Consider the following 22,725-nt stretch of genomic DNA (forward strand, 5'->3'; position numbering starts at 1 on the left):
GCCGATGTCATGCGCGACCGCTTGCAGCGCTTCCGGGGTAATCGCAAAACCCCAACTGCTGACGGTTTGCGCGACGGTTACCACGTCGGCACCGACCACAGCGGCCGGGCTGTTCATGGCGAAATACACGCCTGGCTCAATCACCGAGGCGGCGACCATGGCCATGATCGCGACGAAGGACTCCATCAACATCGCGCCGTAGCCGATGTAGCGGGAATTGACTTCGTTATCCAACAACTTCGGCGTGGTGCCGGAGGAGATCAGCGCGTGAAAACCGGACACCGCGCCACAGGCAATGGTAATGAACAGGAACGGGAACAGACCGCCCTTCCACACCGGCCCGGTGCCGTCGACGAATTGGGTCAGCGCGGGCATTTTCAGCTCGGGCATGGTCACCAGAATGCCGATCGCCAGAGCGATGATGGTGCCGATCTTGAGGAACGTGGACAGATAATCGCGCGGCGCCAGGATCAGCCACACCGGCAACGAAGCAGCGACGAAACCATAACCGACCAGCATCCAGGTGATCTGCACGCCAGTGAAACTGAACGCCTTGGCCCACACCGGATCGGCGGCAATCTGCCCGCCCAGCCAGATCGAGCCCAACAGCAGCAGCACGCCAACGATGGAAATTTCACCGATGCGGCCCGGGCGGATGTAGCGCATGTAAATGCCCATGAACATCGCGATCGGGATGGTCGCCATCACCGTGAAAATCCCCCACGGGCTCTCGGCCAGGGCTTTGACCACGATCAGCGCCAGCACCGCGAGGATGATGATCATGATCAGGAAGCAGCCAAACAGCGCGATGGTCCCAGGGATACGGCCCATTTCTTCACGGACCATGTCGCCGAGCGAGCGGCCGTTACGCCGCGTCGAGAGGAACAGGATCATGAAATCCTGCACCGCACCGGCCAGCACTACACCGGCAATCAGCCACAGCGTGCCGGGCAGATAACCCATCTGCGCCGCCAGCACCGGCCCAACCAGCGGCCCCGCGCCAGCAATGGCCGCGAAGTGGTGACCGAACAGGATGTGTTTGTTGGTCGGGACGTAGTCCAGGCCATCATTGTTGAGAACGGCGGGGGTGGCCCGACGTGGATCGAGTTGCATCACATGGGTTGCGATGAACAGGCTGTAGTAACGGTATGCAACGAGGTAAATGGCCACCGCGGCGACCACAATCCACAAGGCGTTGATCGCCTCTCCTCGGCGCAATGCCACTACGCCAAGGGCGCACGCTCCTACGATTGCCAGCAGCAGCCAGGGTAAGTGGCGTAGCAGGCTATTATTATTTTTCATTTTTATATTCCAGCCAGGGTGGACAAGAAAGACAGCCATCCGGAGTTTAGCTCGCCTGTCGATAAAGACCATACCCAACATTGGTCTAGAGCCATCAGCGTGTGGTCTAGAGCCATCAGCGTGTGGTCTGGAACCATCAGCGTGCTGGCCGCGCTCGCCAATGCCGGTCTATAGTCAGGCAACCTTCACGAGGATTGCGCCATGAGTGACCAGCCTGCCGATCGCCGCCGCTTCAAACGAATCGAGTTCGATGCCCGCACCGAGCTGAGCCAGGGAGAATTGACCTGGCCAGTGAAGCTGATCGACCTGTCACTCAAGGGCTTGTTGATCGAGAAGCCCGAACCCTGGCTGGGTAATCCGGCGCAGCATTTTCTGGTGGATATTCACTTGACCACTGACGTCGAGATCAAAATGGACGTCGAGTTGGCACACGACGACCACGGCCAGCTCGGCTTCGTCTGCAAACACATCAGCCTGGAATCCATCGAGCGCTTGCGGCGGTTGATCGAGTTCAACCTCGGCGACCCGGCAGAACTCGAGCGCGAGTTGGGTGCCCTGATCGAAGTCTGACAAACACCCTGAAACGAATGTGGGAGCGAGCTTGCTCGCGATAGCGGCGTGCCATCCAACATTATTGGCAACTGACACATTGCTATCGCGAGCAAGCTCGCTCCCACAGGGTTTTGCGTTATTCGAACAACGCGTCCAGCGCCTGTTCCAGTCGGGTCACCGCGATGATCTGCAAGCCCGGCGGCGCTTCTTTCGGTGCGTTGCCCTTGGGCACGATCGCGCGTTTGAAGCCGTGTTTCGCCGCTTCTTTCAAGCGCTCCTGGCCACTCGGCACTGGGCGCACCTCGCCGGACAAGCCGACTTCGCCGAACACCAGCAGATCATGCGGCAGCGGCCGATTGCGCAGGCTCGACATCACCGCCGCCATCAACGCCAGATCCGAGGCGGTTTCCAGCACTTTGACCCCGCCGACCACGTTGAGGAACACGTCCTGATCGTGGGTCGGAATCCCGCCGTGGCGGTGCAATACCGCCAGCAGCATCGCCAGACGGTTCTGATCCAGCCCCAGCGTGACCCGGCGCGGGTTGGCCAAATGACTGTCATCGACCAGCGCCTGCACTTCGACCAGCATCGGTCGCGTGCCTTCCCACGTCGCCATCACCACACTGCCCGGGACTTCTTCCTGCGCGCGCGTTAGAAAAATCGCCGAAGGGTTGGAGACTTCTTTCAAACCCTTGTCGGTCATGCCGAACACGCCGAGTTCGTTGACCGCGCCGAAACGGTTTTTCACCGCCCGCAGCAGACGCAAACGGCCATCGGATTCGCCTTCGAAATACAACACGGTATCGACCATGTGCTCCAGCACCCGCGGGCCGGCGAGCGCGCCTTCCTTGGTCACGTGGCCGACGAGGAAAATCGCCGTGCCGCTCTGCTTGGCGTAACGCACCAGCAACGCCGCGCTCTCGCGCACCTGGGAAACACCGCCAGGCGCGGATTGCAGTTGTTCGGTGAAAATCGTCTGGATCGAGTCAATCACCATGACCTTGGGTTTTTCCAGACGGGCCGTGGCGATGATTGTTTCGATGCAGGTTTCGGTCATCACCCGCAGCTTGTCCTGGGGCAAACCGAGGCGACGCGCGCGCATCGCCACTTGTTGCTGGGATTCTTCGCCGGTGACATACAGCGCCGGCATGCTCTTGGCGAGGTTGCACAAGGTTTGCAACAGAATCGTCGATTTGCCGATGCCCGGATCACCGCCGATCAACACCACCGAGCCGTCCACCAGACCGCCGCCCAATACCCGATCGAGTTCGCTGGAGGCCGTTGAGAAACGCGGAATTTCTTCGACGCTGACTTCCGCCAGGGTCTTGATCTGCGCCTGCTGGCCGGTCCAACCGGTGCGACCGCTGGGCGCCGCAGCACCGCCGCTCTCGACCATGGTTTCGGTCAGCGTGTTCCAGGCCCCGCACTCGCCGCACTGGCCCGCCCACTTGGGGAATGTTGAGCCGCACTCGGTGCAGCCGTACATGCGCTTGGCCTTGGCCATCTGAACTCCCGGGAAAAACCGCGATGATAGCTCAGCTGAGACGGATCAGCGCGGCGCGGCGTTGCGGATTTCACCGCTGGCCAGACGCGCGGCGCTATTGCCCAGCGGATCTTCGGCATTCAGGTCGGCACCCTTGGCTTTCAGCGCATCGAGCAATTCCACGCGATTGAACAGTCCGGCGTACATCGCGGCAGTCTGCCCGGCGCCGTTGCGTTGATCGGGGCTGCAATCGCTGGCCAGCAAGGTGCGCGCGATGTGCATTTCACCCTTGAAAATAGCGCCCATCAGCGCCGTGTTGCCGCGCTGATCCTGCGCGCAGGCATCGGCGCCGGCAGCGAGCAAGCGGTTCACCGCATCCGTCTGACCGTGGTACGCCGCCAGAATCAGCGCGGTGTAACCCTTGGCGTCGCGGGTATCGAGGGAATAACCGGCGTCGATAAAAGTCTCAAGCATCGGCACATCGCCACGGCGCGCGGCGTCGAAATAGTAATCCTGCAGTTGCGCTTTCAGCGCGGCCGGGTCTTGCGTGACATCGACCGCAGGCTCGGCAAACGCACTCCACGAGAGCGCTGCCAGAAAAAAGCATAAACACCAACGCATGACTGGCTCCTTTGTTGTGACGTAGATGTGGCGCAGAGGTGACGGAGCCTCGTACGAGGCCCCGCATGTTCAGGCAAAAAAGCGATCAGTCCGCCAGTTTCGCCGCCAGTGCCTTGACCCGCGCCAGGTCACCCTTGGCCACTTTGGTGACGCCGGTGCCGTACTCGGGATCGGCCTTATAAAGGAAGGACAGCATGATGTGCTTGCTCTCATCGTCGGTGGTCGCCAACGAACCGCCGAAGCTGTCGATCAAGTCCTGACGCTCCTTCGGGCTGAACGAGCGATACAAATCGCCGGCCTGCTTGAAGTTCTGCTCATGCTGGATCTTCGCCTGCTGGGTGCTGCCGCTCAGCGCCGACTGGCTGTAGCGCGCGGTTTGCGCCTCTTCACGCGGCAGCAAACGGCTCGGCTGATAGTTCACGCCGCTGCTGCTGGCGCCACTGTTCATCGCGCCATCCTGATTGCCATTGTTCACTGGCACTTTCGCTGCGTTGATCGGCAATTGCAGGGCGTTGGCGCCGAGGCGATACATCTGCGTATCGGCATAAGAGAACACTCGACCTTGCAACAAACGGTCTTCCGAAGGCTCGATACCTGGCACCAGATTGGCCGGAGCCATGGCAACTTGTTCGGTTTCCTGGAATACATTCGCCGGATTACGGTTCAAGACCATTTGTCCAACTTTGCGCTCCGCAATACCCGGCCAGACCTTAGTTGCGTCCAATGGATCAAAATCAAACTTGTACAAGTCTTGCGGGTTGACCACTTGCACGTACAAGTCCCACTTCGGGAAGTTGCCTTTGTTGATGTTGGTGACCAAATCATTTGTCAGATGGCTGTAGTCCTGACCTTGAACTTTGACCACTTCTGCCGGATCGAGATTCTTGATCCCTTGCAAACTCTTCCAGTGAAACTTCACGTAGTGAACTTCACCTTTAGTGTTGATTAACTTGTAGGCATGAACACCGTTACCGTCCATCTGCCGATAACTGGCAGGTGTGCCAGCGTTGGAATACAACTCGGTCAGCGTGCGCGTGGCTTCCGGTACGTGGGAGAAGAAGTCGAAACGGCGCGAGTCGTCGTCAAGGTTGGTGCGCGGATCAGGTTTGAAGGCGTGGACCATGTCCGGGAATTTGATCGCGTCGCGGATGAAGAAGGTCGGGAAATTGTTGCCGACCAGGTCCCAGTTGCCGTCAGCGGTGTAGAACTTGGTGGCAAAACCGCGCGGGTCACGCAGGGTTTCCGGGGAATGGTTGCCATGCACCACCGCCGAGAAACGCACGAACACCGGGGTGCTCTGGCCGGCGGCGAAGACTTTGGCTTTGGTCAGATCGCTGAGATCGTCGGTCACCGTGAAGGTGCCGTGGGCGCCGGTGCCGCGGGCGTGCACCACGCGCTCGGGAATGCGCTCGCGGTCAAAGCGCTGGAGTTTCTGGATCAACTGCACGTCTTGCAGGAGCACCGGGCCAGTGGCGCCGGCAGTTTGCGAGTTCTGGTTATCGCCGACGGCGGCACCGTTATCGCGGGTCAGGGTGGCTGCACTCACAGAAAACGACAGCAGGCCGGCGCTCAAAACGCCGAGGGCGCGGCGATGGGGAAAAGCCCCGAGGCCAAGGGAAATTTGCATTGGAGATTCCTCTGATTTTTTAAGGCGCATCCAGGTGCGCTCAACAGAGGCTAGAGACCGCTGGCGCAAAATCTAAATAGAAATGCCCAACCGCAGCGATAGGGAAAACGGGCTGGAAGCCACGGTCTAGACGGGGTAACCGCGCGCGAGTGATGGCTTTTTGTAAACTTTTCGCAATCAGGCGGGTCGACTGCAGGCAAGCCATGTAAGCAGGTGTTTCGAGCGAGATGCGTTTTGCTGATTTACACTGCGTTCACCAACCTCATCTGTAACAAGGAAATCACCTATGGGCGTGATAAACGAGTTCAAGGCCTTCGCGGTCAAAGGCAATGTGGTCGACATGGCCGTCGGTATCATCATCGGCGCCGCGTTTGGCAAGATCGTTTCGTCGTTTGTAGGCGACGTGATCATGCCACCCCTCGGTCTGCTGATCGGTGGGGTGGATTTCAGTGATCTGGCCATTACGCTCAAGGCTGCCAACGGCGACATCCCGGCGGTTGTGCTGGCGTACGGCAAGTTTATCCAGACCATGATCGACTTCGTGATCGTTGCGTTCGCGATCTTCATGGGCGTCAAACTGATCAACCGTTTGAAGCGTGAAGAGGCCGTGGCGCCGAAGCTGCCGCCAGTGCCGACCAAAGAGGAAGAGCTGTTGAGCGAGATCCGCGATCTGCTCAAGGCGCAGAACGAACAACCGAGAAGGTTGGAGTGATAAAAAACGGCGCCTGCGGGGCGCCGTTTTTTTTACCAGCGGTTTTTTACCAGCGGTTTTTTACCAGCCGTTTTTTACCAGTAGCTCTCTACCAGTAGTTCTCTACCGCGACCTGCCCGGGCCGGCGACTCAGGCTGAGGTTCATGTCGCGTTGTTTCAGTAGCTTGCGGGTGTCGTCGATCATCTGCGGGTTGCCGCAAATCATCACACGCGAGTGCTCCGGCGTCAGCGCCACGCCTGCCGCGCGCTCCAGTTCGCCATTCTCGATCAGGGTGGTAATCCGCCCATTGAGCGCGCCGTCGAACTGCTCGCGGGAAACGGTCGGGATGAAGTGCAGTTTGTGCGCGTACTCGGCCAGGTAATCGCGCTGCGCCAGCCCCGCGATCAAGTCCCGATACGCCAGCTCCCGTCCCTCGCGCACGCTGTAGACCAGGATGATGCGCTCGAATTTCTCCCAGACTTCGAAGTCCTGCAGGATCGACAGAAACGGCGCCACCCCGGTGCCTGTGGATAACAGCCACAAGTCGCGACCATCGACGAAGCGATCAAGCGTCAGGTAACCCGTGGCCATTTTCTCGATCAGCAAGGTGTCGCCGACTTTCAAGCGGCTCAGCTCACTGGTGAATTCGCCGCCCGGCACGACAATCGAGAAGAATTCGAGAAACTCGTCATGCGGCGAAGAAACCATCGAATAGGCGCGCCACACCGTGCTGCCATCAGCCTTGGTCACGCCCAATCGGGCGAACTGCCCCGCGACAAAACGAAAGCCCGAATCCCTGGTGGTGCGCAGGGTAAACAGGCTCGGGGTCAATGGCTGGACGTCGAGCAAGGTCTGGCGGGTGAATTTTTCTGCACTGGCGGTCATGGGGCACTCCATCGGACAGGTGCGCCAGTGTCCCGCAAAGCAGGCGGGTTAAACACCGATGGTTTGTAGTGGCATTCCCTGAAAGGTTCTATCGCAAGGCCACGAGCGAAGTTTTTGACGGCGCTGAATCATCGGATAAATGAACTGCAACAGTGTTTACATTATGAAGTTCATCTTAATCGTTACAGAACCATTACAACCTTAAGAACTCATTTATCGAATTATTGAACGTTTCCATAACAAAATAGTCGGGGTGTTTTCTGAGGATTAGTCCTACACTCCGGGCGTGCCGGATCATTGGATCCAATATGCACCCCGACGAAATACGTAAATGGAGATTACGGTAATGGAAATATGGAAGGAGACGCAGCTCACTCAGTTGTCGTGCGCCAAAGAGTTTGATACCGCGTACCAGATTTCACTCAACTTCATCAAAAATCTGGGCTTCAAGTTTTGCGCGTTCTCAACCACCTCCAAGGCGCCGACCACTTCGACCACCACATTTATGCGCAACAACTTCCCCCCAGACTGGAACACTCTTTACGAACAGAACAAATTCGATGCTATTGACCCTATCGCCGCCCACTGCACGCAATCGATGTTGCCGATTCTTTGGTCCGAACACGCTTTCGCCAAAACCCCATGGATCTGGCAGGCCATGCAAGAGCAAAAGCTGCAGCACGGCTGGTCGCAATCGATCCACGACGAGGAAAATGACCTGTGCAGCGTTTTGAGCCTGGCCCGAAGCCACTGTGAGGTGACGGCGTATGAGATGTATGAAAACCTCGGGTTCACGGTGTTCATCAGTCGCCATTTGCACGCCTTGGCCGCGATGGCGCTGCCCAGGAAACCCCCTGCGCCAAGCATCCCGCACCTGTCTGCGCGAGAGATCGAAGTGCTGAAATTATCGGCCGACGGCAAGACCGCCTACGAGATTTCGCGGATCCTCAACCTGAGCGAACGCACGGTGAATTTCCACGTGCACCGCTCCATCGAGAAACTCGGCGTGTGCAACAAGATTTCCGCGGTGATCAAGGCCACCCGGGTCGGCGTCATCTGAGGACGCTGTACTCAAGGAAAACCTGCGAGTAATCCAACCGAAAAAAACGTACCATTTGCGATCCGTCCAGAGTGATGACGTGGGAACCTCCACGGCGCAGTCCACTCGGCCGTTTCTGCCCGCTACATCGCCCCAGGGCTGCGGGACACCCGTTGATTATCCAGAGCCCCCCGCCCCATGCCTTTGCTCGAAACACCTTTCGCCGAACTCGACCTGATCCGCCAGCCCGAACAGCAGAATGAACCGCTGCAAGCCTTCGATGCCGCGGACGAGTACCTGCTCAATCATCTGGCCGAACAGCAACCGAGCGCTGACTGCAGAGTGTTGGTGCTCAACGACAGTTTTGGCGCATTGGCTGCGAGCCTCGCAGGCAAGGTCCAGATCACCAGCAGTGGTGATTCGTATCTGGCGTTTCAGGGTCTGGAAAAGAATTTGATTCGTAACGGCCTGAGTTTCGACGCCGTGCCGAGTGTGCCGGCCAACGAAGCCTTGGTCGGGCCGTTTGATCGTGTACTGATCCGCGTGCCAAAAACCCTCGCCCTGCTCGAAGAACAACTGATTCGCCTGCAAAGCCAATTGGCGCCGGGCGCGCAGGTGATTGCTGCGGCGATGGTCAAGCACCTGCCGCGTGCGGCTGGCGATCTGCTCGAACGTTATATCGGCCCGGTTCGGGCGTCGTTGGCGGTGAAAAAAGCGCGTTTGCTGATTGCCACGCCAGAAGCGAAAGCGCCGGCCACCTCGCCCTACCCTTCGCGTTACCTGCTCGACGAGCCGGCCATCGAACTGCTCAACCACGCCAACGTGTTCTGCCGCGAAGGCCTGGATATCGGCACGCGCGCGTTCCTGCCGCACCTGCCGAAAAACCTGGGCGCGGCGCGCGTGGCTGATCTCGGTTGCGGCAACGGCGTGTTGGCAATCGCCAGCGCCCTGCAAAACCCTGACGCGCAGTACACGCTGGTGGACGAGTCGTTCATGGCCGTGCAATCGGCCAGCGAAAACTGGCGTGCGGCGCTGGGCGAGCGCGAGGTGATCGTGCGCGCGGGTGATGGTCTGGCCGGGCAGGAAGAACAATCGCTGGACGTGGTTTTGTGCAATCCGCCGTTTCATCAGCAGCAAGTGGTCGGTGACTTCCTGGCCTGGCGCATGTTCCAGCAGGCTCGCGAAGCGCTGGTGGTGGGTGGCGCGCTGTATATCGTCGGCAATCGTCATTTGGGTTATCACAGCAAACTGGCGCGGCTGTTTCGCGGGGTCGAGCAAGTGGCGGCGACGCCGAAATTCGTCATTCTGAAAGCGCGTAAATAATCCCGGGCAAAAAAAACCCTCCATCAGGAGGGTTGAGAAACCGTGTCACAAGGCACGGAACGGGAATAGGTGAATGCCTTCAGTGCGTGCTCAGGCCCGCGGCATTCATGAACATGCGCATCAGGCTGGCGACGATGAACAGCGCCACGACGCTGCCGGTCCAGATCATCGCCAACCATCCGAGCCGCTGCCACAGCGGTTTTTTTTCGGCCTGTTGAATCTCGTGCAGGGACGGTTTGGTGGACATGATTGCAATCCTCATTTGAGGGTGATGGCGTCTGGGAAGACGCCTTCGCGAGCAAGCTCTGCTCCTACGGGTGCGATGGCGTCCGGGAGAACGCCTTTGCTCCTACGGGTACGCCGTTCGGCTAGTGGTAGCCATCTTCATGGGTGACTTTGCCGCGGAACACGTAGTAGCTCCAGAAGGTGTAACCCAGGATGAACGGGATAATGAACAGCGTGCCGACCAGCATGAAGCCTTGGCTTTGCGGCGGTGCGGCGGCGTCCCAGATCGAGATCGACGGCGGCACAATGTTTGGCCACAAGCTGATGCCCAAGCCGCTGTAGCCGAGGAAGATCAGCACCAGCGTCAGCAGGAACGGCGTGTAATGCGCGTTGCGAGCGACGGCGCGGATCAGACCGTACATGGTCACCAGAACCAGGATTGGCACCGGCAGGAACCAGAACAGATTCGGCAGCGTGAACCAGCGCGCGGCGATGTCGGCGTGGGCCAACGGCGTCCAGATACTGACGATGCCGATCACCGCCAACACCACGAACGCCAAGGGCCGCGCGAGGTTGTGCATCTGCTCTTGCAACTTGCCTTCGGTCTTCATGATCAGCCAGGTGCAACCGAGCAACGCGTAGGCAATCACCAGCGCTACGCCGCAGAACATGGTGAACGGCGTCGCCCAGTCGAGTGAGCCGCCGGCGAACTGGCGGTCGACCACCGGCAAACCGTCGATAAACGCCCCGAGCGCTACGCCCTGGAAGAACGTCGCCGCCACCGAACCACCGATGAACGCCTTGTCCCACAGGTGCCGCTTGTCGTCCTTGGCTTTGAAGCGGAATTCGAACGCGACGCCGCGAAAGATCAGCCCGATGAGCATGAAGATCAGGGGCAGGTACAACGCCGATAGCACCACCGAATAAGCCAGCGGAAACGCCCCGAACAACGCCGCGCCGCCGAGTACCAGCCAGGTTTCGTTACCGTCCCAGACTGGCGCCACGGTGTTCATCATTACGTCACGGTCGGTTTTGCCGGGGATGAACGGGAAGAGAATCCCGATGCCCAGGTCAAAGCCGTCCATGACCACGTACATCATGATGCCGAAGATGATGATCACGGCCCAGATCAGCGGAAGATCAATACCCATGATTCAAATCTCCTTGGTCACGGTGTGGTCGGCATCGGCATTGTCGTCGTCGGCTGCGGACAGCGGACGGGCCGGCGTGCGTTTCTTGCCTGGACCACCCTCGTTGGTTTCCTTGCCCTCGTCGATCTTCGGACCTTTGCGCACCAGACGCATCATGTAGCCGAGGCCGGCGCCGAACAGCGCGAAATAAACCACCACGAACAGCACCAGGGTGATGCTCATCTGCATAAAGCTGTGATTGGAGGACGCATCCGCCGTGCGCATCAAACCGTAAACCACCCACGGCTGACGGCCGATTTCGGTGGTGAACCAACCGGCGAGAATCGCGATCAGGCCGGACGGGCCCATCCACAATGCGAGGTACAGGAACGGCCGCGAGGTGTAGAGACGATCACCCTTGCGCAGCCACAGGCTCCACAAACCGGTGAAGATCATCAGGAACCCGAGGCCGACCATGGTCCGGAACGACCAGAACACGATGGTCGAATTCGGCCGGTCTTCCGGCGGGAAGTCCTTGAGTGCCGGCACTTGCTTGTCCAGCGAGTGGGTCAGGATCAGGCTGCCGAGGTACGGGATCTCCACGGCAAACTTGGTCCGCTCTTCTTTCATGTCAGGCCAGCCGAACAGGATCAGCGGCGTCGGCTCATCGCCCTTGTTTTCCCAGTGACCTTCAATCGCGGCGATTTTTGCCGGTTGATGCTTGAGCGTGTTGAGGCCGTGGAAGTCGCCGATTACCGCTTGAATCGGTGCGACGATCAACGCCATCCACATCGCCATCGACAGCATGGTGCGGATCGCCGGGTTGTCCTTGCCGCGCAGCAAATGCCAGGCCGCCGAGGAACCGACGAAGAACGCGGTCGCGACGAATGCGGCAGTGGCCATGTGCATCAAGCGGTACGGGAACGACGGGTTGAAGATCACCGCCAGCCAGTCCACCGGAATCACGCGGCCGTCGATGATTTCGAAGCCCTGCGGGGTCTGCATCCAGCTGTTGGACGCGAGAATCCAGAACGTCGAGATCAACGTGCCGACGGCCACCATGACGGTGGAGAAGAAGTGCAGGTTGCGCCCGACCTTGTTCCAGCCGAACAGCATGACGCCGAGGAAACCGGCTTCGAGGAAGAATGCGGTGAGCACTTCATAGGTCAGCAGCGGCCCGGTGACGGCGCCGGCGAAGTCTGAGAAGCGGCTCCAGTTGGTGCCGAACTGATACGCCATGACCAGCCCGGAGACCACGCCCATGCCGAAGTTGACGGCAAAGATCTTCGACCAGAAATGGTAGAGGTCGCGGTAGGTGTCGTTGTTGGTTTTCAGCCACAAGCCTTCGAGCACCGCTAGGTAACTCGCCAGACCAATGGTGATGGCCGGGAACAGGATGTGGAACGAGATGGTGAACGCGAACTGCATCCGGGCGAGATCAAGCGCCTCCAAACCGAACATAAGTCTTCCTCTATCAGGTAATACCGGCTGTAGGGCTTATGGCCCTGCACCCACTCTGCCCCCACGGATATGGAGTGTGGCGAAATTCAATTGGTTCTTTTTTATAAGCGTCACAGCGTAGGGAGTCTGGCCATGTGGCCGCCGGATCATTTCCCATAAGGGTTTTGATCTGGATCAAGCAATGTTGAAAGAGTAGTCGCATTTCGGACGATGGCCGCTGTGGTCGATTGCCGCGTGACAGGTTGCCTCAGAGGATTGGCTATCAAGCCCGCCTCGCCCATGTAGCAGCTGGCGAAGCCTGCGTCCGGCTGCGAAGCAGTCGTTCTTCCTGTGACCTCGGCTGACCTGATGCACCGTGGTATCTGGCCTTACGGCTGCTTCGCAGCCGGACGCAGGCTGCGCCAGCTGCTACATGGGATCTCGTACGCCGGAGTGATTTGATCGTTGTCTTGCTAACTAAATTTTCCTTCACCGTAACTTCCGGTTACAGCTTGGTGATAACCTCGACCTTCTCCACGCCCAAGACCTGCCTTCAGATGCCCAGCCAAGCGCCCCTGCTGTTACGTCACCACCGTCCTTTTCTCGCGTTCTGGCTGGCCCGGGTGTTTACCGCCAGCGGTTTTCAGATGCTCACCGTGGCGATCGGCTGGAATCTCTACCAACTGACCGGCAACGTGCTGGATCTGGGCCTGGTCGGTCTGGTCGAATTCGCCCCGCGCGTGCTGTTCATGCTGCACACCGGGCATGTCGCCGACCGGTACGACCGGCGCAAAGTCGCGGCAATCTGCCAGTCACTGCAAGCGTTGATCGCGTTGTCACTGGCAATCGGCAGCGCCACCGACCACGTCACCCGCGAGATGATCTTCATCCTCGCGTTCCTGCTCGGCGCCGCGCGCTCCTTCGAAATGCCGACCACCCAAGCCCTGCTGCCGAGCATCGTGCCCAGCAGCTTGTTCCCGCGCGCCGTCGCCGCCGCGCAATCGGCGCAGCAATCGGCAACCATCGTCGCCCCGGCGCTCGGCGGTTTGCTTTACGCCTTCGGCAGCGTCTGGGTGTATGGCCCGACGGTGATTCTGTACATCATCGCTTGCGGCCTGATGCTCAACCTGCCCGCCCGGCAGACGCCGTTGAACAAGGGCAAAGCGACCATGGATTCGTTGCTGGCAGGGATTCGTTTCATTCGCAGCCGCCCGGACATTCTCGGGGCGATCTCCCTCGACCTGTTCGCCGTGCTGCTCGGCGGCGCCACCGCGCTGCTGCCGGTGTTCGCCAAGGACATCTTGCTCACCGGCCCGTGGGGCTTGGGCCTGCTGCGTTCGGCGCCAGCGGTGGGCGCGTTGCTGATGTCGCTGTACCTCGCCCGATTTGCCGTGGAGCGCAAAGTCGGCCGGGTGATGTTTACGGCGGTCGGGATCTTCGGCGTCGCGACCATTGCGTTCGGCCTGTCGACGTCGTTCTGGTTTTCCCTTGCGGTGCTGGTAGTGCTGGGCGCGGCAGACATGATCAGCATGGTCATCCGCGCGTCGTTTGTGCAATTGGAAACCCCGGATGAAATGCGCGGCCGGGTCAGCGCCGTGAACGGTTTGTTCATCGGCGCCTCGAATCAACTGGGCGAATTCGAATCCGGGCTCACCGCCCACTGGTTCGGCACCGTGCCGGCCGTGGTCATGGGCGGCATCGGCACGCTGGTGGTGACTGGCACCTGGATCAAACTGTTCCCGACCTTGGCCAACCGCGACCGCATGAGCGAATTGGTCGAAGAGGCCAAGGTCTAGCGCACTTTGGACGAAGTGCCCTAGAGCACTTTGTCCAAGGTGATCGGGAAGTCCCGTACCCGTTTGCCGGTGGCGTGATAGATCGCATTCGCCACCGCCGCCGCCACCCCGACAATGCCAATCTCGCCGACGCCTTTGGAACCGAGGGCGTTGACGATCTCGTCGTTTTCTTCGACGAACAGCACATCAATCTCGCCGATGTCAGCGTTTACCGGGATGTGGTACTCGGCCAGGCTGTGGTTCATGTTGCGGCCGAGCGCATGGTCGGTTTGCGTTTCTTCGTGCAACGCCATGCCGATGCCCCAGACCACCCCGCCGAGAATCTGGCTACGGGCCATTTTCGGGTTGACCACACGGCCGGCAGCGATGGCGCTGACCACGCGATTGACCTTGATCGTGCCGAGATCTTCGTCGACCAGCACCTCAACAAACACCGCCGAATGGGTCGCGGTGGCGTAGGCGTCACGTTTTTTGTCGGGCTCGGCGTCGACCTGAACTTCGATCGCGTCTTCGCCACTGCCGCGCGCCAGATCCGCCAGCGACACCCGCTCATCGCCGAACAACAAATGCCCTTCTTCGAAGGTCGCTTGCTCCAGCGTCACAGCGCCGAACGCCGGATGAGTCTGCCGCGCTACCGCCAAGAGTTTCTCTTTCAGCGCTTCACAGGCCTGCTGCACCGCCGTGCCGACCGAGGACACCGTAAACGAGCCCCCCTGCAATGGCGCCGTCGGCAACGACGAATCGCCGAGGACAAAGACTACATCCTCATGCGCAACGCCTGACGCCTGCGCGGCAATTTGCGTCATTACCGTGTAGGTCCCGGTGCCGATATCGGTGGTGGCGCTGCTGACCGTGAGTTTGCCGTGGTGATCAAGCGATGCCTTGGCGCTGGCCTTTTGCTGCATCGCTTCCCAGACACCGCCAGCCATGCCCCAACCCACCAACTGTCGGCCCTGACGCATGCTGCGCGGCTCGGGATCGCGCTGGTCCCAGCCAAAACGCTTGGCGCCCTGTGCATAACATTCGCGCAGTTCTTTGCTGGAATACGGTTTGTCTTCGTTCTGATTGCGCTCGGCGTAGTTGACCAGGCGCAGTTGCACCGGATCGATCGCCAGCGCGCAGGCCAGTTCGTCCATCGCGCATTCGAGGCCGATCAGCCCCAAAGCGGCGCCCGGCGCGCGCATGTCCAGCGGCGTGAACACGTCCAGCGGCACCAGTTTGTAGGTCAGTTGCACGTTGTCGCAGTGATAAAGCATGCCGCTCCATTCGACCACGTGCTCAGTGAAATCCTCGAACCGCGAGGTCTGGCCGATGGCGGTATGCCCGACCGCGAGCAGGCGCCCGTTGGCTGCCGCGCCCAATTGCAGGCGCTGCAAGGTGCGCGGCCGATAGCCGAACGTGAACATCTGTTGGCGGGTCAACGTTACTCGTACCGAACGCTTGAGGTGCAGCGCCGCCATCACCGCCAATGGCAATTGATACTGCGGCCGCAGGCCCGAACCAAATGCGCCACCGACGTACGCGGCGAAAATCCGTACCTGCTCCTTTTCCAGACCGAAGACTTTTTGCACGTAGGACTGACAGTTCTGCGGGCCTTGGGTCTTGTCGTGGATGTGCAGACTGCCGTCAGCCTGAAACAACACGGTACTGGCGTGCGGTTCCATCGGATTGTGATGCTCGATCGGCGTGCTGTAGTTGAGGTCGAGGCTCAGCGCCGCACCGGCAAATTCAGCCTGAAAATTCCCACGCGGCTTGGGCAATTCGGCCGGCGCCGGATGGGCTTCGTCCTGCAGGCTCAGCAGATCGGTCTGATGCGATTCGCTGGCGTATTCAATCTCGATCAATGAACCGGCGTAACGCGCGAGCTCAAGATTGTCCGCCACCACTAAGGCCAGCGGCTGGCCGCTGTACATCACCCGGTCGTTGTACAACGGGCGAAACGGCGAGCCTTCGGCGGAATCGGCGTCTTCGTAATCTTCGTCATAACTGGCAATTTTCGGCCGATTGGTGTGGTCGATCACGGCGACGACGCCGGGCAGTGCCAAGGCTTTCGAGGCGTCGATGCTGACGACACGGCCGTGGGCGATGCTGCTCGACACCACGCTGCCGTGCAGCAGGCCTGCTTCAGGAAACTCGCCGGCATAACGCGCCTGACCCGTAACTTTGAGGTGGCCGTCGACTCGATCCAATGGCTGGCCCAGCGGTTTGGTAAACGTGTTCATCAGGCTTGCCCTCCCTGCGCGGCATCGCTCAGGGCGCGGATAATCGCGCGGCGCGCCAGCTTGACTTTGAAAGCGTTGTGTTCGAGCGGTTGCGCGTGTTGCAGCAAGGCGTCGGCGGCAGCGGCAAAGGTTTCCGCATTCGGGGTTTTGCCGATCAGCGAGTTTTCCACCTCGGTGTCACGCCACGGTTTGTGCGCGACACCGCCGAGCGCCAGGCGCGCCTGGCCGATCACGCCATCGTTGATTTCCAGGGCCGCGGCCACGGAGACCAGCGCAAAGGCATAAGAGGCACGATCACGAATCTTCAGATAATTACTGTGCTCGGCGAAACCGGCGGCGGGCAGCTCGATGGCAGTGATCAGCTCATCGTCGGCCAACTGGTTATCGCGCTCCGGCGTGTCGCCGGGCAAACGGTGGAAATCGCTGAATTCGATGGTGCGCTGGCCATTGCGACCCTGCACGTGGACCACCGCTTGCAGCGCCGCGAGCGCCACGCACATGTCCGACGGATGGGTGGCGACGCACTGCGCGCTGGCGCCGAGAATCGCGTGAATCCGGTTCAGGCCATCCTTCGCCGGGCAACCGCTGCCGGGCTCGCGTTTGTTGCACGGCACGTTGGCGTCGTAGAAGTAATAGCAGCGCGTGCGTTGCAGCAGATTGCCGCCAGTGCTGGCCATGTTGCGCAATTGCGGCGACGCCCCGGCGAGAATCGCCTGCGACAGCAACGGGTAACGCTGCTCGATCAGCGGGTGCCAGGCCAAATCGGCGTTGCTCACCAGCGCACCGATCATCACGCCGCCGCTGGCGGTCTCGGTGACTTCACGCAGCGGCAGACCAGTGATGTCGATCAGGTGCTCGGGACGCGTGAGGTTTTCTTTCATCAAGTCCAGCAGATTGGTGCCGCCGGCGATGAAGCGCGTCGCTGGCCCGGCCAGATGCACGGCGTTGTCGACTGAATCCGGCTTGCTGTATTGGAACGGATTCATTGGCCACCTCCTTGCCCGGCACGCGCCTGACAGGCCGGCAACGCTTCTTCGATGGCATCGCGAATGTTGCTGTAGGCGCCGCAGCGGCAGAGGTTGCCGCTCATCAGTTCTTTGATCTGCTCGGTGGTTTGCGCACGACCCTCATTAGCCAACCCGACCGCCGAACAAATCTGCCCCGGCGTGCAGTATCCGCACTGGAACGCGTCGTTCTTGATGAACGCTTGCTGCATCGGGTGCAGCTCATCGCCATCGGCCAAGCCTTCAATCGTGGTCAACTCGGCGCCATCGCACATCACCGCCAGCGTCAGGCAGGCGTTCACTCGTTTGCCATTCAGCAACACCGTGCAAGCGCCACACTGGCCGTGGTCACAGCCCTTCTTGGTGCCGACCAGATCCAGCTGTTCGCGCAACAGATCCAGCAGCGTGGTCCAGGGTAAAACTTGCAGTTCACGCGCCTGGCCATTGAGCTTCAGGCTCAACGGATGACGGGTAAACACCGACGGCTCAGCGTCGGAAATGATTGCGCTCATAAACACCTCACGGGTTGATCGTACATTCGCAGCGTTTTGGTAAACCGCCGTCATAAGGGGTACGACTTCGAGGGTGGCACGGGCGTTCAAAGGAATTGATCTGTGGCGAAAACAGACGTGAAGCACAAATTCGCCGATCAAGTGCAATACATAGATACCGCATCGAGTGTAATGTATCGCCTTACACTTGCCGCATGATCGAATCCTTTCGGCACAAAGGCCTTCGTGGCTTCTATGAATCAGGTTCGGTATCGAACTGGTCGACTATCTGGACTATCACTGACAGGAGGCAGGACCATGCCGATGCACAATCCGCCGCACCCCGGTGAAACACTTTTATTGGACGTATTGCCCGAATTGGGGATCAGCGTCACTGAGTTGGCGCGCCATCTCGGTTTTGCACGGCCGCATCTTTCGCGAGTGCTGCATGGCCACGCACCGATCAGCCCGGACCTGGCGGTACGTCTCGAGCGGGCGGGCATCGGTCAGGCCAGAACGTGGTTAGGCGTCCAAACCGATTACGACCTCTGGCAAGCGGAGCATCGCGAGCAACCGGTCATCGAGCGCATTGCAGTTCATGCCTGAGCGCTGTCAAACCAACAACTCCCCCGCCACCGCCGCTCTTGCGGCTTTGCCGCACAGCGCTTCCACCAGTGCCAGCGCGAATGGCAGTGCGGCGCTGGAGCCTTGGGCGGTGATGCAGTTGCCGTCGACCACCACCGGTTGATCGACGAAGTTGCAACCGGACAATTGGTGGCTGGCGCTGGGCAGGCAGGTCATGCGCCGTTGGCGTAATACGCCGAAGGTTTGCAGCGCCAGTGCGGGCGCTTCGGCGATGCCGGCGAACAGGCGTCCGGCGGCGGCCTGGTCCTTGAGCAATTGTGCGAGCGGTTGATGCGCCGCCAGATGTTGCGCGCCGACGGCACCGCCGGGCAGGACGATCAAATCGAACGGTTGCGCGAGCAGATCGACGAGCATCGCGTCGGCGGTCAGGCGCGTGCCGCGAGCGCAAGTGAGCATGCGCCGGCCTTCGATGCTGGCCAGCACCACTTCGACTTGGGCGCGGCGCAGCACATCGACCACGGTGATGGATTGCAGGTCATCGATGCCCTCGGCGAGGGTAATCAGGGCTCTGAAAGTCATGGGCAAGGTCCACAGGAGGGTCCTTGAAGCGTAGTCAGCTTTATTGACTGCTGTGCGGCTGGCCCGTTACCTGATGTTTTTGCCAGCGGCTACTTGATGTAAAGCTGCGTCGAAATGGTGTTGCCCGGCGCATTGATCGAGGTGTTGCTGAAGGTAAAGGTTCCTTCCTGCTTGCCGCCCAGATCATAGAGGTACAACGTGCCGACAATCTTCGTCGCGGCGCCGCTGCATTCGGTCAGGTTGCCGTTGCCGAATGCGCAGACCTTGTCGGCTTTTCCTTTGAGCTCGAACCCATCAAGCCCGACGCGGGGCGCGCGACCGTAGCCCATTTCCAGCACGTAGACCTTGATGTTGCCGGAGTGATCGCATTGCGTCCGTTCCTGGCCGGCAGAAATGTTTTCAATCCCGCAGGCAGCCGATTGCACTTTAAGTACCTGAACATTGCTCAGCGGCGGCGCCGACGCGGCCATGACCGCCGGCACACAGGCCAGACCGGCGAAAATCACCCCCAGCACTCGAACAATGTTGCGCTTGATGCCCGCCATGATCACTCCCCCAAAACAGGCGCGCAGTATGGCGCAGTTCGCCGATGCACAAAACATCGCCGACGATCGCAGCCATTGCCCCACGCTGCTGGTATGATGCGCGGCTTTTTCCGACCCACAGAAAATTCCGGGCGCCCTGGGCCGTCTGTGCTTTGCTGTTGAGGTCGATACATTCACGGCGCACTGCGCGCCACGGGGAGCGGACATGCTGGAACGGCTGTTTCAACTCAAGGCACATAACACCAACGTGCGGACCGAGATTCTGGCGGGCGTCACGACCTTCCTGGCCATGGCCTACATTCTGTTCGTCAACCCGAGCATTCTCGGCGAGACCGGCATGGACAAAGGCGCGGTGTTTGTCGCCACGTGCCTGGCCGCCGCCATCGGTTCGACAGTGATGGGCCTGATCGCCAACTACCCGATCGCGCTCGCGCCGGGCATGGGCCTCAACGCCTTCTTCACTTACACCGTGGTCCTGCACATGGGCCACACGTGGCAAGTGGCGCTGGGTGCGGTGTTTATCTCGGCGGTGCTGTTCTTCCTGCTGTCGATCTTCCGCATCCGTGAATGGATCATCAACAGCATCCCGCTGCCGCTGCGCTCAGCGATTGCCGCCGGTATTGGCCTGTTCCTCGCGCTGATCGCCCTGCACAACGCCGGCATCGTCGTCAGCAACCCGGCAACCATGGTCGGCCTCGGCGACCTGAAACAACCGGCACCGATCCTCGCGACCCTGGGTTTTGCGCTGATTGTGGCGCTTGAAGCGCTGAAGGTGCGTGGCGCAGTGCTGATCGGCATTCTGGTGGTCACCATTGCCTCCATCGCGCTGGGCTTTACCCCGTTCGGCGGCGTGATGTCGATGCCTCCGTCGCTGGCCCCGACCTTCCTGCAACTGGACATCAAAGGCGCACTGGACATCGGTCTGGTCAGCGTGATTTTCGCTTTCCTGTTTGTTGATCTGTTCGATAACTCCGGCACCTTGATCGGCGTCGCCAAGCGTGCCGGCCTGATGGGCAAGGACGGCCACATGCCGAAAATGGGTCGCGCACTGATAGCCGACAGCACCGCGGCAATGGCCGGTTCGCTGCTGGGCACCTCGACCACCACCAGCTACATCGAATCCGCCGCCGGCGTGAGTGCCGGTGGCCGCACCGGTTTGACCGCCGTGGTGGTGGCGATTCTGTTCCTGCTCGCGCTGTTCTTCTCGCCACTGGCCGCCAGCGTTCCGGCCTTCGCCACCGCGCCGGCACTGCTGTTCGTCGCCGTACTGATGACATCCGGCCTGGCCGAAATAGACTGGGACGACATCACCGTCGCCGCGCCAGTCGTGGTCACTACGCTGGCGATGCCGTTCACCTACTCGATCGCCAATGGCATCGCGTTCGGCTTCATTTCCTGGACCGCGATCAAGTTGCTGGCCGGTCGCGGCCGTGAGCTGAACCCGGCACTGGTGATCCTGTCGATTCTGTTTGTGATCAAGTTGGGTTGGTTCAACGCATGACTTTTGATTCCCAGGCTTACGCCGTCCAGCTCGAAGAAAAGGTCACGCGCTTGCGTGACCTGCTGGCCCCGTTCAGTGCGCCAGAACCTGAAGTGTTCGATTCGCCGCTGCAAAACTTTCGCCTGCGCGCCGAATTTCGGCTGTGGCGCGAAGGCGGCGACCGTCACTACGCGATGTTTTCCCCGGAAGACAAACGCACGCCGATCCTCATCGAAGAATTCCCGATCGCCAGCCTGCGCATCAATGAACTGATGCCCAAGCTCAAAGCGGCCTGGCAAGCAAGCGCGCCGCTGAGCAACAAACTGTTTCAGGTGGAGTTCCTCACCACCCTGGCCGGCGACGCGATGATCACCCTGTGCTATCACCGTCCGCTGGACGAGCACTGGCACGCGGCGGCGAGCAAACTGGCGGCAGACCTGAACGTCAGCATCATCGGCCGCTCGAAGGGCAAACGCGAAGTCATCGGCTTCGATTACGTGGTCGAGAAATTCGACGTCGGCGGCCGCACGTTCAGCTATCGCCAACCGGAAGGCGCGTTTACCCAGCCGAACGGCACGGTCAACCAGAAAATGCTCAACTGGGCCTACGACGCCCTCGGCCAGCGCTCGGACGATTTGCTCGAATTGTATTGCGGCAACGGCAACTTCACCCTGCCGCTCGCCACGCGCTCGCGCAAAGCACTGGCCACCGAGATCAGCAAAAGCTCGGTCAACGCGGCGCTCAGCAACCTCAGCGAAAACGCTGTGGATAACGTCACGCTGGTGCGCCTGTCCGCCGAAGAACTGACCGAAGCCTTGAACGAAGTCCGCCCGTTCCGCCGCTTGCAAGGCATCGACCTCAAGAGCTACGAGTTCGGCAGCGTGTTCGTCGACCCGCCGCGCGCCGGCATGGACCCGGACACCTGCGAACTGACCCGACGCTTCGACAACATCCTCTACATCTCCTGCAACCCGGAAACCCTGGCGGCCAACATCGCCCAACTGCACGACACCCACCGCATCAGCCAATGCGCGATGTTCGACCAGTTTCCGTGGACACACCACATGGAATCCGGGGTGTTGCTGACTCGGCGTTGAGGGATGTTCTGATCACAAATCAGCCGTCGTGATGACGGCTTTTTTGTGGGTGCTTATTGGGTAATTTCGACTTGTGCAGAAAGCATTCCAGCGATGGATATGTGCAAATCCAGTTGCTCATTGCAGAGTGCGGCACCCGAAAAACCAACCTTCAAATTTGCAAAGTCTTTGTTTCCGAAGCCATCAAATTCTGAATAACACTTCAAGGGCAACCGAACGCTACTGCCATCCTTGAAACTGACTGTCAGACAAGAATCCCGATAGTTCACCGCTGTCGCCTGCCGGCTGTTCTTCTGACGTAAATGGCCTCGCTCGATCGCCTCGTCCAGCACTGCTTCAGTTATCGGTTCATCCACCGGATCTTGAGCTGTTGTAGTTTTCATTTTGACGTCCTCGCGCCGACTCGAATGAAACCGCCGACAAGATTGTTGAGGCCGAAGACTCAACATCCCGAGGACGCTGCGCAATTCACAATTCGTAAGCAATCTTTTCATCGTTGCGCCAGCATCAAGGATGCCTACTGCGCCATGCACCCTTGCAAGATTGAATCACCTGTATTTATGCGGTGACATTTGGTAAACCAAAAGTCCAATCAACCAACCCACCC

At 60.0% G+C, this 22,725-nt stretch carries 22 protein-coding genes; 8 read left to right on the forward strand and 14 right to left on the reverse strand.

Annotated features, from left to right (window positions below; all coding sequences use genetic code 11):
* A partial coding sequence (locus tag BI292_RS27075) for a carbon starvation CstA family protein (protein WP_305887400.1) occupies positions 1 to 1,302 on the reverse strand: 1,302 nt, incomplete at its 3' end.
* 201 nt (positions 1,303 to 1,503) lie between these two features.
* Between BI292_RS27075 and BI292_RS27080 the strand changes: the two genes are divergently transcribed.
* Positions 1,504 to 1,872, forward strand: coding sequence for a PilZ domain-containing protein (locus BI292_RS27080; RefSeq protein WP_101209810.1), 369 nt, complete (start codon positions 1,504 to 1,506; stop codon positions 1,870 to 1,872).
* Positions 1,873 to 1,990: 118 nt separating this feature from the next.
* Here the strand turns inward: BI292_RS27080 and radA are convergent, their stop codons facing one another.
* The 3 genes from radA to BI292_RS27095 form a co-directional block, all read right to left on the reverse strand.
* Positions 1,991 to 3,358, reverse strand: coding sequence for a DNA repair protein RadA (radA, locus tag BI292_RS27085; protein WP_092277771.1), 1,368 nt, complete (start codon positions 3,356 to 3,358; stop codon positions 1,991 to 1,993).
* A gap of 45 nt (positions 3,359 to 3,403) precedes the next feature.
* On the reverse strand, positions 3,404 to 3,958 hold the full coding sequence (locus BI292_RS27090) for an ankyrin repeat domain-containing protein (RefSeq protein WP_101209811.1): 555 nt from the start codon (positions 3,956 to 3,958) through the stop codon (positions 3,404 to 3,406).
* Between the two features lie 85 nt (positions 3,959 to 4,043).
* Entirely contained in the window at positions 4,044 to 5,585 is a 1,542-nt protein-coding gene (locus BI292_RS27095) for a catalase (RefSeq protein WP_101209812.1), read from the reverse strand.
* Between the two features lie 286 nt (positions 5,586 to 5,871).
* Here BI292_RS27095 and mscL point away from each other — a divergent pair, with 286 nt between their 5' ends.
* On the forward strand, positions 5,872 to 6,297 hold the full coding sequence (gene mscL, locus BI292_RS27100) for a large-conductance mechanosensitive channel protein MscL (RefSeq protein WP_092277765.1): 426 nt from the start codon (positions 5,872 to 5,874) through the stop codon (positions 6,295 to 6,297).
* A gap of 88 nt (positions 6,298 to 6,385) precedes the next feature.
* On the opposite strand, the gene BI292_RS27105 is transcribed toward mscL, so the two are convergent.
* Positions 6,386 to 7,162 (reverse strand): ferredoxin--NADP reductase, encoded by a 777-nt coding sequence (locus BI292_RS27105; protein ID WP_092277763.1) that lies wholly within the window; start codon positions 7,160 to 7,162, stop codon positions 6,386 to 6,388.
* A gap of 346 nt (positions 7,163 to 7,508) precedes the next feature.
* Here BI292_RS27105 and BI292_RS27110 point away from each other — a divergent pair, with 346 nt between their 5' ends.
* Both BI292_RS27110 and BI292_RS27115 read left to right on the forward strand, forming a co-directional pair.
* On the forward strand, positions 7,509 to 8,222 hold the full coding sequence (locus BI292_RS27110; protein WP_101209813.1) for an autoinducer binding domain-containing protein: 714 nt from the start codon (positions 7,509 to 7,511) through the stop codon (positions 8,220 to 8,222).
* Positions 8,223 to 8,399: 177 nt separating this feature from the next.
* Positions 8,400 to 9,524 (forward strand): class I SAM-dependent methyltransferase, encoded by a 1,125-nt coding sequence (locus BI292_RS27115; RefSeq protein WP_101209814.1) that lies wholly within the window; start codon positions 8,400 to 8,402, stop codon positions 9,522 to 9,524.
* Between the two features lie 79 nt (positions 9,525 to 9,603).
* On the opposite strand, the gene BI292_RS27120 is transcribed toward BI292_RS27115, so the two are convergent.
* The 3 genes from BI292_RS27120 to BI292_RS27130 all read right to left on the reverse strand — a co-directional run bounded on the left by BI292_RS27120 (position 9,604) and on the right by BI292_RS27130 (position 12,340).
* On the reverse strand, positions 9,604 to 9,771 hold the full coding sequence (locus BI292_RS27120; RefSeq protein ID WP_092277757.1) for a DUF2474 domain-containing protein: 168 nt from the start codon (positions 9,769 to 9,771) through the stop codon (positions 9,604 to 9,606).
* Positions 9,772 to 9,892: 121 nt separating this feature from the next.
* The gene (gene cydB, locus BI292_RS27125; RefSeq protein WP_092277755.1) at positions 9,893 to 10,900 is read right to left on the reverse strand and encodes a cytochrome d ubiquinol oxidase subunit II; all 1,008 of its coding nucleotides are present in this window, start codon (positions 10,898 to 10,900) and stop codon (positions 9,893 to 9,895) included.
* Between the two features lie 3 nt (positions 10,901 to 10,903).
* Positions 10,904 to 12,340 carry a cytochrome ubiquinol oxidase subunit I gene (locus BI292_RS27130; RefSeq protein ID WP_092277753.1) on the reverse strand — a complete coding sequence of 479 codons (1,437 nt, stop codon included), beginning with the start codon at positions 12,338 to 12,340 and terminating at the stop codon, positions 10,904 to 10,906.
* A gap of 536 nt (positions 12,341 to 12,876) precedes the next feature.
* Here BI292_RS27130 and BI292_RS27135 point away from each other — a divergent pair.
* Positions 12,877 to 14,115 (forward strand): MFS transporter, encoded by a 1,239-nt coding sequence (locus BI292_RS27135; RefSeq protein ID WP_101209815.1) that lies wholly within the window; start codon positions 12,877 to 12,879, stop codon positions 14,113 to 14,115.
* 20 nt (positions 14,116 to 14,135) lie between these two features.
* On the opposite strand, the gene BI292_RS27140 is transcribed toward BI292_RS27135, so the two are convergent.
* Genes BI292_RS27140 through BI292_RS27150 form a run of 3 tightly spaced genes read right to left on the reverse strand, consistent with a single transcriptional unit; the run spans position 14,136 to position 17,853 of the window.
* Positions 14,136 to 16,337: a xanthine dehydrogenase family protein molybdopterin-binding subunit gene (locus BI292_RS27140; RefSeq protein WP_101209816.1), complete on the reverse strand. Its 2,202-nt coding sequence runs from the start codon at positions 16,335 to 16,337 to the stop codon at positions 14,136 to 14,138.
* A complete protein-coding gene (locus BI292_RS27145; protein WP_092277748.1) occupies positions 16,337 to 17,323 on the reverse strand; it encodes a xanthine dehydrogenase family protein subunit M in 987 nt (328 codons plus the stop codon). The genes BI292_RS27140 and BI292_RS27145 overlap by 1 nt, the downstream gene beginning before the upstream one ends.
* Complete coding sequence (locus BI292_RS27150) at positions 17,320 to 17,853, reverse strand: (2Fe-2S)-binding protein (protein ID WP_101209817.1); 534 nt, start codon at positions 17,851 to 17,853, stop codon at positions 17,320 to 17,322. The genes BI292_RS27145 and BI292_RS27150 overlap by 4 nt, the downstream gene beginning before the upstream one ends.
* 297 nt (positions 17,854 to 18,150) lie before the next feature.
* On the opposite strand from BI292_RS27150, the gene BI292_RS27160 reads away from it, so the two are divergent.
* Entirely contained in the window at positions 18,151 to 18,438 is a 288-nt protein-coding gene (locus BI292_RS27160; RefSeq protein ID WP_092277744.1) for a HigA family addiction module antitoxin, read from the forward strand.
* Between the two features lie 6 nt (positions 18,439 to 18,444).
* Here BI292_RS27160 and BI292_RS27165 read toward each other — a convergent pair whose 3' ends face one another.
* Together BI292_RS27165 and BI292_RS27170 are read right to left on the reverse strand one after the other, a co-directional pair.
* On the reverse strand, positions 18,445 to 18,996 hold the full coding sequence (locus BI292_RS27165; RefSeq protein ID WP_101209818.1) for a DJ-1 family glyoxalase III: 552 nt from the start codon (positions 18,994 to 18,996) through the stop codon (positions 18,445 to 18,447).
* Positions 18,997 to 19,085: 89 nt separating this feature from the next.
* A complete protein-coding gene (locus BI292_RS27170; protein ID WP_256592743.1) occupies positions 19,086 to 19,532 on the reverse strand; it encodes a DUF4879 domain-containing protein in 447 nt (148 codons plus the stop codon).
* A 214-nt stretch (positions 19,533 to 19,746) separates the two neighbouring features.
* Between BI292_RS27170 and BI292_RS27175 the strand changes: the two genes are divergently transcribed.
* Positions 19,747 to 21,042, forward strand: coding sequence for an NCS2 family permease (locus tag BI292_RS27175; RefSeq protein ID WP_101209820.1), 1,296 nt, complete (start codon positions 19,747 to 19,749; stop codon positions 21,040 to 21,042).
* Positions 21,039 to 22,118, forward strand: a complete 1,080-nt coding sequence (trmA, locus tag BI292_RS27180) for a tRNA (uridine(54)-C5)-methyltransferase TrmA (RefSeq protein ID WP_101209821.1) — start codon at positions 21,039 to 21,041, stop codon at positions 22,116 to 22,118. The genes BI292_RS27175 and trmA overlap by 4 nt, the downstream gene beginning before the upstream one ends.
* A 53-nt stretch (positions 22,119 to 22,171) precedes the next feature.
* Here the strand turns inward: trmA and BI292_RS27185 are convergent, their stop codons facing one another.
* The gene (locus BI292_RS27185) at positions 22,172 to 22,501 is read right to left on the reverse strand and encodes a DUF2442 domain-containing protein (protein WP_101209822.1); all 330 of its coding nucleotides are present in this window, start codon (positions 22,499 to 22,501) and stop codon (positions 22,172 to 22,174) included.
* Between the last annotated feature and the right edge of the window lie 224 nt (positions 22,502 to 22,725).

Origin of the sequence: Pseudomonas sp. 43NM1 (genome assembly GCF_002836905.1) — a bacterium.
Classification (GTDB): Bacteria; Pseudomonadota; Gammaproteobacteria; order Pseudomonadales; family Pseudomonadaceae; genus Aquipseudomonas; species Aquipseudomonas prosekii.

Excerpts from the sequence above, each read along its gene's own strand:
- BI292_RS27090 (WP_101209811.1), bottom strand. The coding sequence starts at position 3,958 with ATGCGTTGGTGTTTATGCTTTTTTCTGGCAGCGCTCTCGTGGAGTGCG.
- BI292_RS27160 (WP_092277744.1), top strand. The coding sequence starts at position 18,151 with ATGCCGATGCACAATCCGCCGCACCCCGGTGAAACACTTTTATTGGAC.
- BI292_RS27120 (WP_092277757.1), bottom strand. The coding sequence starts at position 9,771 with ATGTCCACCAAACCGTCCCTGCACGAGATTCAACAGGCCGAAAAAAAA.
- mscL (WP_092277765.1), top strand. The coding sequence starts at position 5,872 with ATGGGCGTGATAAACGAGTTCAAGGCCTTCGCGGTCAAAGGCAATGTG.
- BI292_RS27135 (WP_101209815.1), top strand. The coding sequence starts at position 12,877 with ATGCCCAGCCAAGCGCCCCTGCTGTTACGTCACCACCGTCCTTTTCTC.
- BI292_RS27105 (WP_092277763.1), bottom strand. The coding sequence starts at position 7,162 with ATGACCGCCAGTGCAGAAAAATTCACCCGCCAGACCTTGCTCGACGTC.
- BI292_RS27115 (WP_101209814.1), top strand. The coding sequence starts at position 8,400 with ATGCCTTTGCTCGAAACACCTTTCGCCGAACTCGACCTGATCCGCCAG.
- radA (WP_092277771.1), bottom strand. The coding sequence starts at position 3,358 with ATGGCCAAGGCCAAGCGCATGTACGGCTGCACCGAGTGCGGCTCAACA.
- BI292_RS27145 (WP_092277748.1), bottom strand. The coding sequence starts at position 17,323 with ATGAATCCGTTCCAATACAGCAAGCCGGATTCAGTCGACAACGCCGTG.
- BI292_RS27110 (WP_101209813.1), top strand. The coding sequence starts at position 7,509 with ATGGAAATATGGAAGGAGACGCAGCTCACTCAGTTGTCGTGCGCCAAA.
- BI292_RS27175 (WP_101209820.1), top strand. The coding sequence starts at position 19,747 with ATGCTGGAACGGCTGTTTCAACTCAAGGCACATAACACCAACGTGCGG.
- BI292_RS27095 (WP_101209812.1), bottom strand. The coding sequence starts at position 5,585 with ATGCAAATTTCCCTTGGCCTCGGGGCTTTTCCCCATCGCCGCGCCCTC.
- BI292_RS27150 (WP_101209817.1), bottom strand. The coding sequence starts at position 17,853 with ATGAGCGCAATCATTTCCGACGCTGAGCCGTCGGTGTTTACCCGTCAT.
- BI292_RS27140 (WP_101209816.1), bottom strand. The coding sequence starts at position 16,337 with ATGAACACGTTTACCAAACCGCTGGGCCAGCCATTGGATCGAGTCGAC.
- BI292_RS27080 (WP_101209810.1), top strand. The coding sequence starts at position 1,504 with ATGAGTGACCAGCCTGCCGATCGCCGCCGCTTCAAACGAATCGAGTTC.
- cydB (WP_092277755.1), bottom strand. The coding sequence starts at position 10,900 with ATGGGTATTGATCTTCCGCTGATCTGGGCCGTGATCATCATCTTCGGC.
- BI292_RS27185 (WP_101209822.1), bottom strand. The coding sequence starts at position 22,501 with ATGAAAACTACAACAGCTCAAGATCCGGTGGATGAACCGATAACTGAA.
- trmA (WP_101209821.1), top strand. The coding sequence starts at position 21,039 with ATGACTTTTGATTCCCAGGCTTACGCCGTCCAGCTCGAAGAAAAGGTC.
- BI292_RS27130 (WP_092277753.1), bottom strand. The coding sequence starts at position 12,340 with ATGTTCGGTTTGGAGGCGCTTGATCTCGCCCGGATGCAGTTCGCGTTC.
- BI292_RS27165 (WP_101209818.1), bottom strand. The coding sequence starts at position 18,996 with ATGACTTTCAGAGCCCTGATTACCCTCGCCGAGGGCATCGATGACCTG.